At 40.2% G+C, this 11,756-nt stretch carries 12 protein-coding genes and 2 pseudogenes; 11 read left to right on the forward strand and 3 right to left on the reverse strand.

Annotation, left to right across the window (positions count from 1 at the left end; all coding sequences use genetic code 11):
* The first annotated feature begins 6 nt into the window (after positions 1-6).
* The 7 genes from AC07VD_RS16530 (at position 7) to AC07VD_RS16560 (ending at position 6,655) form a co-directional block, all read left to right on the forward strand.
* Positions 7-2,622, forward strand: coding sequence for a DUF2309 domain-containing protein (locus AC07VD_RS16530; RefSeq protein WP_494721850.1), 2,616 nt, complete (start codon positions 7-9; stop codon positions 2,620-2,622).
* A gap of 76 nt (positions 2,623-2,698) precedes the next feature.
* Positions 2,699-3,226, forward strand: coding sequence for a carbonic anhydrase (locus tag AC07VD_RS16535; protein WP_042977370.1), 528 nt, complete (start codon positions 2,699-2,701; stop codon positions 3,224-3,226).
* A 60-nt stretch (positions 3,227-3,286) separates the two neighbouring features.
* Positions 3,287-3,577: a DUF6407 family protein gene (locus AC07VD_RS16540; RefSeq protein WP_015252954.1), complete on the forward strand. Its 291-nt coding sequence runs from the start codon at positions 3,287-3,289 to the stop codon at positions 3,575-3,577.
* A 57-nt stretch (positions 3,578-3,634) separates the two neighbouring features.
* On the forward strand, positions 3,635-4,009 hold the full coding sequence (locus AC07VD_RS16545) for a Na-translocating system protein MpsC family protein (RefSeq protein WP_003246482.1): 375 nt from the start codon (positions 3,635-3,637) through the stop codon (positions 4,007-4,009).
* 483 nt (positions 4,010-4,492) lie between these two features.
* The gene (locus tag AC07VD_RS16550) at positions 4,493-4,795 is read left to right on the forward strand and encodes an ArsR/SmtB family transcription factor (protein WP_003234907.1); all 303 of its coding nucleotides are present in this window, start codon (positions 4,493-4,495) and stop codon (positions 4,793-4,795) included.
* Between the two features lie 126 nt (positions 4,796-4,921).
* Positions 4,922-6,094 (forward strand): MFS transporter, encoded by a 1,173-nt coding sequence (locus tag AC07VD_RS16555; RefSeq protein ID WP_015252953.1) that lies wholly within the window; start codon positions 4,922-4,924, stop codon positions 6,092-6,094.
* A gap of 207 nt (positions 6,095-6,301) precedes the next feature.
* Positions 6,302-6,655, forward strand: coding sequence for a hypothetical protein (locus AC07VD_RS16560; protein WP_095010790.1), 354 nt, complete (start codon positions 6,302-6,304; stop codon positions 6,653-6,655).
* Positions 6,656-6,797: 142 nt separating this feature from the next.
* Here the strand turns inward: AC07VD_RS16560 and AC07VD_RS16565 are convergent.
* Positions 6,798-6,920 (reverse strand): annotated as a pseudogene (locus AC07VD_RS16565) (MerR family DNA-binding transcriptional regulator); the annotation flags it as partial.
* Positions 6,921-7,041: 121 nt separating this feature from the next.
* On the opposite strand from AC07VD_RS16565, the gene AC07VD_RS16570 reads away from it, so the two are divergent.
* From AC07VD_RS16570 to AC07VD_RS16585, 4 genes and pseudogenes are all read left to right on the forward strand, one after another.
* A complete protein-coding gene (locus AC07VD_RS16570; RefSeq protein WP_124060149.1) occupies positions 7,042-8,019 on the forward strand; it encodes an alpha/beta hydrolase in 978 nt (325 codons plus the stop codon).
* Between the two features lies 1 nt (position 8,020).
* Positions 8,021-8,692, forward strand: a complete 672-nt coding sequence (gene ybdJ / locus AC07VD_RS16575; RefSeq protein ID WP_124060148.1) for a two-component system response regulator YbdJ — start codon at positions 8,021-8,023, stop codon at positions 8,690-8,692.
* A complete protein-coding gene (gene ybdK, locus AC07VD_RS16580) occupies positions 8,689-9,675 on the forward strand; it encodes a two-component system sensor histidine kinase YbdK (protein WP_167553953.1) in 987 nt (328 codons plus the stop codon). Before ybdJ ends, ybdK begins: the two co-directional genes overlap by 4 nt.
* 58 nt (positions 9,676-9,733) lie before the next feature.
* Positions 9,734-9,996, forward strand: a pseudogene (locus AC07VD_RS16585) (hypothetical protein).
* On the opposite strand, the gene AC07VD_RS16590 reads toward AC07VD_RS16585, so the two are convergent.
* Positions 9,981-10,751, reverse strand: a complete 771-nt coding sequence (locus tag AC07VD_RS16590; protein WP_124060146.1) for a serine/threonine protein kinase — start codon at positions 10,749-10,751, stop codon at positions 9,981-9,983. The pseudogene AC07VD_RS16585 and the gene AC07VD_RS16590 sit on opposite strands and share 16 nt — an antisense overlap.
* A gap of 85 nt (positions 10,752-10,836) precedes the next feature.
* The gene (locus tag AC07VD_RS16595) at positions 10,837-11,694 is read right to left on the reverse strand and encodes a hypothetical protein (protein ID WP_024571601.1); all 858 of its coding nucleotides are present in this window, start codon (positions 11,692-11,694) and stop codon (positions 10,837-10,839) included.
* Positions 11,695-11,756: the final 62 nt, after the last annotated feature.

An 11,756-nucleotide genomic window follows, 5' to 3' on the forward strand; every position in this document is an offset into this window, starting at 1 on the left:
TCTGAGATGGGCATTACATCCGTATTAACGAAAGATAATGTAAAAAAGATAGATACAGATATTGATGTTCAAGAAAGGGATCTTAACGTTTTCATTACATCTGCCAGCCGAGTGATTGCGCCACTTTGGCCTATTTCTACATTTGCTGCACGTAATCCGTGGATGGGACTTGAAAACCAATCTTTTGATCAGGTTGCAAGTTGGTTGAAAAACACTCGCGATGTTGATATATACCCTAGTGCGTCTATGATCCGTTCAGCAAAGAATAAAGGTGAGATTGATGAAGATTTTGTGGAAATGGGGCTGCAGCGTTGGCTTGATTCACATTCCTATCACATCCCACGGGACGTAGCAGAGCGATTTTGTCATGCTGCATTAAAGTTAGATCCCCTGCCTTCCGACCTTTTATCATCACATGAGCTGGAGAAATTAGTAGGTGAATGTAGTGGATTGGATCATATCGAGAATGTGTTTATGCAGCCACTAAGTTCGTATATAGAGAATCAAGATGGTGAAAGGCTAGTCAATATACTAGATCATCATGTCATTAAGTGGAGTAAATTATATCTTGATGACTCTCAAGCAGGCTGGACAATGCCTAATCGTGAGGAAGGTTTCTATCGTGCTTGGCAGCATCTCATTCAATATGATCCAGCACTTAGCAAAAAGCAGCGAGAAAGGGTAAAGGATTGGCCGAAAGAGGCACATTTGGCTTTACAGGAAGCCTTATTCGCACTAGAAATCCCAGAGTCAGAAATCCAGACTTATCTTGAAGGTCATTTACTTTCATTACCTGGATGGGCAGGGATGATGCTTTGGCGCTCCCAGCAATCGAGCCACGAACATGCACTCCTAACAGAATATTTAGCGGTTCGAATATCCATGGAGTGGGCTCTTATAAAGCCATACTTACCTTTGACTAATGAACGATCTAAGAAAAAAATTTCAATTGCTCCCCTTATAGCAGCTTGGATTCATTGGGGTGGGCTTACATTAGAAGAATGGTCACAGATGACGGCCATTGAACAAAACGAATATTTATCATTTGCCTACAGCTTTGATGAGAAACTTCGCAAGAAACTTTGGTTAGAAGCTTGGGAGCAAACGTACACTGATCGATTAAGCCAGAAGATCATCTCGAAACAACGTGAAACCGGCGGTAAAAAATCTGCATTAGCTCAATTAGCATTCTGCATCGATGTACGATCAGAACCTTTTCGTCGTCAACTAGAAAAAGAAGGCCCGTTTGAAACGATTGGTATTGCTGGTTTCTTCGGGGTGCCGATTGCAACTTGTGAACTTGGCAGTAAACACAGTCATGCTTCCTTACCGATCATACAAAAACCGCAAAATAAAATAAAAGAGTTCGCAGATGAGGATGTATTCAAAAAATACAATCAACGGAAGCAAGCAATTCATTCTTTAAGCCATACCTTTAAAACGATGAAGCAGAATGCGCTTTCGAGCTTACTACTGCCTGAGCTAAGCGGACCTTGGCTTACTCTGCAAATGGCAGCCCGTAGCTTTGTGCCAAGAAAGGCGGGTCGTTTCATTCGTAATCTCCGTGAGGCTTGGTTGCGCAAACCTGATACAAAACTCTCGCTTCATCATGATACTACAGAGGCAGAAATACCTGTGGGTTTTACTGATGAAGAAAAAGTGAACTATGCTCGCCAAGCATTAAAAATGATGGGGTTAACAGAAAACATCGCACCCTTGGTCGTGATCTGCGGGCATGGCAGTCAAAGCACTAATAATCCTTATTCCGCAGCCCTTGATTGTGGTGCCTGCGGTGGAGCGGCCGGTGGATTCAATGCTAGAGTTTTAGCTGCTTTATGTAATCTATCAGAGGTACGAGAAGCTCTTTTAGCTGAAGGAATTCAAATTCCTGAGGATACGGTTTTTGCAGCAGCTGAACATAATACAACAGTAGATGAATTACATTGGCTTTATGTACCAGAGCTTTCCGAAGCTGCACAAGAAGCATTTGAACAAATTGAAGCCGTGATGCCGAAAGTGAGACATCATGTAAACGCAGAACGTCTAGCCCAATTACCGAATTTCCAATCGAAGCTAAAAAATCCGAAGGCTGAGGCAAACCGATTTGCGGAAGATTGGAGTGAGATACGTCCGGAATGGGGACTGGCTCGTAATGCCGCTTTTATTATCGGTAAACGTGAACTAACTCAGGATTGTGATTTGGAAGGCAGAGCCTTTCTCCATAATTATGATTGGAAGCAGGATGAAAGCGGTGAACTCCTAGCAAATATTATTGCAGGACCTGGTACTGTAGCCCAATGGATTAATTTACAATATTACGCATCAACGGTAGCGCCTCATTATTATGGCAGCGGAAATAAAGCAACTCAAACCGTTACTGCAGGTCTCGGCGTTATGCAGGGGAATGCAAGCGATTTGTTAGCCGGACTGCCTTGGCAATCCGTCATGGAATCAGATCACGAGGCCTATCATTCTCCTCTTCGTTTATTGATACTCATCCAAGCACCTAGAGAATATGTAGAACGGTTATTAAATCATGACTCAGCATTTCTGCAAAAAGTTCAAAATGGATGGGTCCGACTGGCTAGTCTTGATCCAGAAGGATGTTGGGAAAGCTGGTAATGATGAATCTAAGCATTTATCAAATGGATTTGTTACTCAATACAAAAATGATAAACATAAGGAAGAGGTGTGCTGTATGAATGTAAACCAAAATAAAAAAGTATTATTTTTGACGGATATTGAAAACGGTTTGGAGCCTATTTTACAAGAAGCGACTAACACTTCTGCAGAGAATATGTTGACTATACAAAGCTATGGTGCCAGTATTTCACATCCTTATGGAGAAATTATGAGGTCTGTTATTTTTGCGATTTATCAGGAAGATGTTGAGGAGATTTTTGTAGTAGGAACAAAAGATAAGAAGACTTCCGCAGGTAATGGACTAACTCAACTTGAAACAATGAAAGATAAAATACAAACATTGGATTATCTCTTTCAAAATTGCAAGCCTGAGTTTTTTGGTGGTACGGTCGATGAATGGCTTAATGAAAATAGCAGTGACACCATTGAAAAAAGTGTTGATATGATTCGACATCATCCACTAGTGCCGTCATATGTTAAAGTTAGAGGTTTATTCGTTAATCATAAGGATGGAAAACCCTCAATTATGGAGGGGCCTGATGCTAAAACAGGTCAAGCCATACCTGATCATTGCTTGTCATGATGAAATTCAGGTTCAACTTCTAAACACCATATATGGAGAAAGCAGTTCTAAGGAGATTGTATGAGCGCTAATTTAACTGATTTTGTCACGAAAACAATAGAGGACATGAACTCGTTTGATCGTGAAAATATGGAATGTATGAAAAAACTAATTAGAAAAGCAATTGATTTTTATCATCTTAAATCTTATGAAGAAGTTGAGGAAACCCATTCAGGAAATGTTCGATTTTTGCATGTCCACTCTATGATGGAAGAAAATATGTTATCCAAAATGATAGTGGTCACAAGAAACGGTAAAACTGATTTGGATATTGAAGGTGTATATGAAGGATATGTTGTAAGAGAATATTAATGAGACGAAATCACAAGTAGAATATGCCAATTTTTTTGCTCAGGAGATGTATTAGATATGAAAAAGTCGAAGGGTTCTATTGAATCAGAGATCAGTAAGTCCATTACTCAATGGGAGAAGGATTATCTTGGACGGGGGTCTGTATCTGTTAAGACTGATATACTGCGGGACATGATCATCGTCAATTTAAAAGGGATTTTAACACCAGCCGAATATGTAGTTTGTGGGTCAAAAGAGGGTATGTTATCTATCAAACAAACTCGTTCAGAGTTAGTCGAATCAGGTATAGAAGGCCTTAAGGATATTATCTTAAAAATAACCGGAGAAAAAGTGAAAAGTTTTCATACTGATTTAAGCTCCCGGACAGGTGAACGAGTGATGGTGTTTAAATTATGTAATGATCTAGAGAAAAATTTGGAAAAGATCTTATAATCTAAAGAAAATAAAATGTTTTGACGGTATGGAATCTGTTGTGAATTGAACATAATGAACTGCCGCTTCTTTTGTTTTACAAATATGGCATCATTGATAACTTTTATTCATATCCTAAGCGGACATAAAGAGAGGTCAATTCATAGTATACTGACTTGTTATTCCTGTCGAAAGATCTAACATCCGCTGTTGTTATGAGCGGATGTTTTTTACATCTAAATTTGCTGCTGGTGATTAGTCACTTGAACAATACCAAATTCATTTTAATTGAAAACATCCTTGTCACCTGCTGGGTTCCTCCAAGTGTTTAGTGACATGATTATGAGACCAATTTCGTAAAGCTTGATGATAAATTTAAGCGGTGAACAAAATTGATATGCTGTCTTCAGTTTCATTTCACGGAATTAGTCAGAGATAAACCTTTAATTAAATATATCCAAAAAACGGATTGACATATCGAAATATAACGATATAATAATCGATATGGAACCAATTGAAGTATTCAAAGCCTTATCAAATGAATCAAGGCTGCAAATTTTACAATGGCTGAAGGAGCCCGATCGTCATTTTGCACCCCATGAAGGGATTGATATGAACACAATCGGGGTATGTGTCAGTCAAATAACAGACAAATTGAAAATGACGCAATCGACAGCTTCTCAATATCTTACCATCCTTTTAAGAGCCGGCTTGATTAAGGCGGAGCGTATTGGAAAGTACACATATTACAAAAGAGATGAAGAAGCCATTGGGAAACTTGCTGACTTTCTTAAAACAGAGATATAAAAATAAACATCAAAAGATGTTTATTTTTACACCATACATATCGACATATTACGATGTGTTTATTTTTTATAATAACATATCGATAATTCGTGATATGTTTATTAATAATTAAGGAGTGAATGTTTTATGTCTAACACTTGGAAAATTTATATTTTAGCCATTGTCAGCTTTTTAGTTGGAACCTCAGAGTACATCATTTCCGGAATTTTGGATCAAATTGCTCATACTCTCGGGATCACTTTAGCTGCCGCGGGCCAGCTTATTACCATTTTCTCACTTGTATATGCTCTTTCTACACCCGTACTTATGGCGTTGACAGCAAGTATGGATAGACGCAAATTGATGATGTATGCCCTAGGTTTGTTTGTGTTCGGTAATGTCCTGGCTTTTGTACTGCCTGGTTATGGATGGTTTATTGCAGCGCGGATCATTATGGCGATGGGAGCAGGTGTGGTGGTTGTCACCGCATTAACGATTGCCGCTAAGATTGCATCGGAAGGGAAGCAGGGAAGTGCCATCGCTACGGTCGTGATGGGATTTACCGCTTCTTTAATCATTGGTGTTCCGCTTGGAAGAATGATAGCAGTAGCATTAGGCTGGAAGTCTGTATTTGGAGCAATTGCTTTGTTGGGATTGATCGCAATGGTCGTTATTTTCTTTACTCTTCCGCATACTGAAGGGGATAAGCCTGTGCCTTTGCTTCAACAGCTTGCTCTTTTCAAAAAACGGAAAGTGGCTATGGGATTATCAATCACTTTCTTCTGGCTCGGGGGATATTCTGTTGCTTACACTTATTTGTCACCGTATCTCTTGAACATCTCAGGTATAAACGGCAAGTTGCTTAGCGGTGTTTTGCTTATATTTGGAATTGCCAGTTTGGTTGGATCAAAGTTTGGGGGATATAGCACCGATAAATGGGGAGTGCCCTTTACACTCGTTGGTGGGATGACGTTGCATATCGTCACACTGATTCTGCTGTCACTTGTTACTCATTCCTATATCGGAGTGTTGGTGATTCTCATATTATGGTCGTTTGCCGCATGGTCTACAGGTCCGACACAGCAATTTCACCTGGCTACAATAGAACCGGAAATGTCAGGTGTTTTGCTTAGCATGAATCAGTCAATGATGCAATTTGCCATGGCGGTCGGCGCAGGTATAGGAGGGGTTTTTGTGGAAAACGTATCATTGGCCTCGATTACCTGGGTTGGTGCGTTAGGGGTTATGATTGCCATTATTGCATCATTGCTGATTTTCAATTCGCAACCGAAACAAGCGCTAAAAGATATCAATCAATAATTTCGAAAGATCTAACATCCGCTCGTTATACAAGCGGGTGTTTTTTTATACGCTCAACTAGAAGGCACACTGTAGCTGAAAGGGATTTTTGCCGACGGAAAGCTGAAGCACAGCAAGTTATAATATACTAGGAAGGGAAATAACGGTATGGCGGAAGGGTTCTAACGCTTCTCGCCTGTAAGATCATTACTTTGAGGATGTGTCATCGTGAATCAAAAGACGTACATTGAAATGAGCAGGACATCGCAGTACATCAACAAAATGAGAGAGTATTCAGTGCTAATTGATGGGGCTGAGATGGGAAATATCAAAGATGGAGGGAGGCTGCGAATTGATTTACCGCCTGGTGAGCATGTTATTCAAGTGAAGATTGCTTGGTGTACAAGCCCAACTTTGAGGTTTACTTTAGCGGAAGGAGAAGTGTTGAAGTTTAGATGCGGAAGTCCACTTCGAGGATGGAAGTTGCTTTTGGCGCTTTTTTCTGTTTTGGGCCGTCCTGAAAATTATCTGTTTATCGAGCAGGAAGAAGAGAAAAAGCTTTGTGGTGACTTTGTTGTGTGAATAAATAGGAATAAATAGATTAAATACCCTGAATTATGTTTTGTGAAAGATTGATATAAGCGGTAGCCTTCTCAATGTCGTTCTCCTTGGAGAAGGCTGCGTATAAGAAATTCTCGGACTTTGCGGATAGACCTTCCGATATCCATTTCAGGATTAATGTCTTCTGGGTGGAGAGTCCGATTTCATCATAGTATCGCAGTGTTTTTGTTGATACTTTGCATATCTTTGAAAATTCGCTGATCGATAGCCGAGTGATCACCTCCATGCTCCAAATGTACACCTTTCCGTAAGGGCAAAGTTAAATGTGAAAATAAAACTGTTCCAAAGTTAATCAGAAATTTATTTTCATATTGTATCCTTTCAGTATCAAGTGAAAGGAGCATCATATGAAAACATTATGGAAAGTCCTCAAAATTGTTTTTGTCAGCTTGGCTGCTTTGGTTTTGCTTGTATCCGTCTCGGTATTTATTTATCACCATTTCCAGCTAAATAAGGAGGCGGCACTGCTGAAAGGTAAAGGCACAGTAGTCGATGTTGACGGTAAAAAGATGAATGTGTATCAAGAGGGAAGCGGGAAGGATACGTTTGTGTTTATGTCCGGTTCGGGTATTGCTGCGCCTGCTTATGAAATGAAGGGGCTGTACAGCAAGTTTTCAAAAGAAAATAAGATTGCTGTTGTAGATCGGGCAGGTTATGGAAACAGTGAAGTGTCTCACGATGACAGAGATATTGATACGGTATTGGAACAGACGAGGAAAGCGCTTATGAAAAGCGGAAATAAGCCTCCTTATATTTTAATGCCTCATTCGATATCCGGGATTGAAGCGATGTATTGGGCACAGAAATATCCTAAGGAAATCAAGGCCATTATTGCGATGGATATTGGATTGCCCCAGCAGTACGTCACGTATAAATTGAGCGGAGTTGACCGATTGAAAGTGAGAGGGTTCCACTTGTTAACCTCGATTGGTTTTCATCGATTTATACCTTCCGCTGTATATAATCCCGAGGTGATTCGGCAGTCGTTTTTAACTGATGAAGAAAAAGAAATCTATAAAGCCATTAACTTTAAGCAATTTTTTAATGCAGATATGGAGCATGAGCTTTTGCAGTCTTACCAAAACGGCAGCAAATCTGTGAATCTGCCGGCGCCAAAGGAAACTCCCGTCTTGATTTTAGATGCGGTCTCTGACCAAAATAGACATTCAAAGTATGCTATACAAAACCGAAAAGACTATGAAGCGTTTGCGGCTCAATTCAATACTGCCGATATAAAGGAACTGAGGGGAACACACAGTATTTATTTATATCAGCCTGATCAAATATATAAACTGTCCATGGAGTTTATGAGAAAGGTTCGCTAGGATGAAGAGTTATCATATTTTAATCGTTGAAGACGATGTGATGATTGGTGATTTGCTGCAAAAGATTTTGCAGCGTGAGGGATATCGTGTGATATGGAAAACAGATGGGGCGGATGTGCTTTCGGTGATTCAGAAGGTGGATTTGGTCATTATGGATGTGATGCTGCCGGGTGAAGACGGGTATCAAATGTCTGCAAAAATCAAAGAGCTGGGGCTGGGCATTCCGGTTATTTTTCTCTCAGCCCGCAATGACATGGACAGCAAGCTTCAAGGTTTGCAGATCGGCGAGGATTATATGGTAAAGCCCTTTGATCCGAGAGAGCTGCTATTAAGAATGCGGAATATGCTTGAGCATCATTATGGCACCTTTACGCAAATCAAACATTTGTATATTGATGCAGTAACGAAAAAAGTGTTCAATGAAAGCCTGCATGATGAGGTATTGTTTACTGCGATTGAGCGGAAAATTTTCTTTTATTTATATGAAAATAGAGACAGTATCCTGACAAAGGAACATTTCTTTGAATATCTATGGCAGCTCGAAGATAGAAACCCGAATATTGTCAATGTGCATATTAAAAAAATCAGAGCTAAAATCAATGATCAAGCGGGTGAGATGATTGAAAATATATATGGAGAAGGGTATCGGCTGAATACCGTTGTGAAGAAATGAAGCTCAAGACAAAATATCAGTTGTTATTGTTTACGGCCGTCATTAGTGTTCCGATGCTATTGCTGGCGGTCAGTGTTTTGATGTCTGTGATTTATGACAGCATGTTTAAAACGATGAATCATGGTATGCCCTTTCACAGGTCGTTTGCGTACCCGGCAATGATCGTTGTATTTTTGATATCGCTCTTATTGTTAGCTTTTTTATTTTCAAAGTCGATTCATTCTCTGTTGCATAAAATCAATCTATTAAATCAAACCATTCGGCATTTGGCGAGTGATCAAAGGGTGCCCGATAAAATTGAAGTGAAGCGTGCGGATGAAATCGGGGAACTGATCAAGTCGGTCAATTTGTTAATTGAACGGACGACATATCGTGAACTGGAGCTGAGACAGCAAGAGGAAATCAAAAAGGAGCTTTTGCAAAAACTGCGGCATGACATTAATACACCTTTAACGGCTCTCAGACTGCAGTTATTTTATTTGGAAGACCAATGTCATGGTCAGGCTGTATTCGAATCATTGTATCAGCAAATCGAATATATCTCGGAATTAACCAATGAATTCAATCTATATTCCGCTGAGACGCTGGAAAGCTCTTATATTGTAAATGAAGAAGTGCGTCTAAACGAGCTATTAGAAACAGCGGTGAAAAAGTGGGATTATTTATACAGTATGAGTGGGATTGAGCTGCACTATAAGCCGGCAGATCAAGATGTGATATGGATGAGCAACGCGTTATGGATGCAAAGGCTGTTTGATAATATTTTTCAAAATACGTTAAAGCATTCAAAAGCTGAAAAGATGGAAGTCACGATTGAACATGGCGATGTTTTTATTCGTGATGACGGTATTGGATTTGATCGGAATGAGAGCAGTGAGGGACTTGGGTTAAAGATTATTGAGGATACATGCAGGCTGCTTGCGATTACTTATGAGCTGCATACAAATGATAACGGAACGGGGTTCTTGTTTTCAAAAGAGTGACCCCGCTGATGTTTTTCTTTCTCCTATAAAATTTATATAATAGGGAGAAAGAAATGGGGTGAACAGCATATGTTTAAAAAAATCATCAAAACGATTAAGTACCTCTCAAGCAGTTCTAGTGACCGATATCGCAGACACCGGCATTACAGCAGCAGTCGGCGCAGACATTATCGCAGCTACAGCAGCAGTTCGGGCAATAGAAGACACTACGACCGTTATGGCGGCAGTCATCGTTACAAACGCCGGAGCTACAGCAGCAGTTAATCCAAAAAAGTTCTTGTTCCGCTTTTGGGACAAGGGTTTTTTTATGTGACCGATTGAATGGCCCGGTTTAGATCCTCGCGAATGGAAGCGGTGTGCTGATACTCTTCCTCAATGCCCAATAATCTTTTCAGCAGCAAGGTTACTTCCTTTGTCAGTGTTAATTCCTCCAGCCAAGTGCCGTTTTTCTTCTTTTTTCCTTTATATTGAGAGTACAGCAGGAATAACAGCGTTTCTCCGAGATCGAAGAAGTCATCCTGTTTTCGTACCTTTATTTCCTCCATTTCTTCAGGAGTCAATTGTTTGGCAAGGCCGAAATCGATGAGGCAGAGCCTGCCGTCATTGATGATGATATTAGGCGTTCTGATGTCGCTGTGGAAGATAAGGCGATCATGCAGGTATTCTATAATCTCAAGCAGCTGCGAAATCAGTTGTAATGCCATAAGCTCTGTGAACGGCTGTTTTCGAAAAAATAATAATTCTTCTATATTCTCTCCCTCAATGAACTGCATGACATAATAAGCCTGTCCGTCTATGATGAACTCATCTATGAAGCCCGGAATTTGCGGGTGGTGAATGCTTTTGAGAAGTTTTATTTCCTGCTGGAACCGGACTTTTTCTTTTTCCTTTTTCGCTTTTGTCGGCCGAAGCTGTTTTAAGACATAAGGTGTTTGAGCTAGGATATCGGTGCACAAATAAACCAAACCGTAGCCTCCCATACCGAGGCACTCTTCGATTTTGTATTGATGATTTAAGATAACGCCGTTCTTTAGAGGGCGGTCAAATAGCAGTTTTTTTAGAAGTTTTAATGCCATGTCTGCACTTCCCTTGGTTGTACTGACTATAGTTTACCTTCTAGACTGAGAATAAAAAAGAGCCGGATAACCGGCTCGGTATAAGTTAAAACTGCTTTGTCACGTCGTATTCATAATCTATTTTTGCTTTTACGTTGCTCATCGTCGATCTGGCTGTCGCTAATGTATTATATTTAAAACTCCATACCTTTGCCACACTGAGTTGATCTGACAAAGAGATATCATAAGACCCTGAAGTCGAGCTGTTTACAAGAGCACGGCGCCATTCGTTGTTTTCGCTCGTCATGATCAGGTGGCGTGTATTTCCCTGGCTTGGTGTTTGAGTGGCGGTTGTCTGAACTCTGGTTACAATGGCATCACGCGGTATCCCAGATTGGTTTGTTAAATCAACCTTGATCACGCTGGAGTCAGAACCTGAGGGGCTAAGGCTTGTATTTCCTTTATTTTCAGCAACGCCGCTGAATTGGAACGTTCCGCTGCCTGATTTGATTCGGTCTTCAATTGAAAGTGTAAAATACATGTTTCCGGTATAGGTGCCTCGTGACACTTTCACATAAAAGGTATCTGTCGTGTTTTGGGCGTCTGCATTTGCATAAATAAAAGAAGAAAACGTATTAGGGTTAATGACTTCTGTCCCTTGAGAAACAGGTATTCTATTCTTATCATAAATTTCAATTTTCATCCCTGTATACGCGCTCTGGTATGTACTCCTCACGTATACTTTTTCTCCCTTATTAGCCGTAAAAGTGAAATAGGCTTCGTCTTGACCAGCTTCCAGTATTGTTGTATCGATATTTTTATATTTCCAATAACCGATCGGCATTGCGGTATCAAATGAATTGTTTCCTGTGATAGCAGTAACTCCGACAGCTGATGCCGAATACGTAAAGGTAGATAAGACAGACAGCATAACAGCGAATGGAATAAGCCATTTTTTCACCATGCAAACAACCTCCTTTTATTTCCATCATACATAATAACGATTTAGGTGTAAATAAATGTTTT

Source organism: Bacillus sp. GW821-FHT01G09, assembly GCF_059422205.1.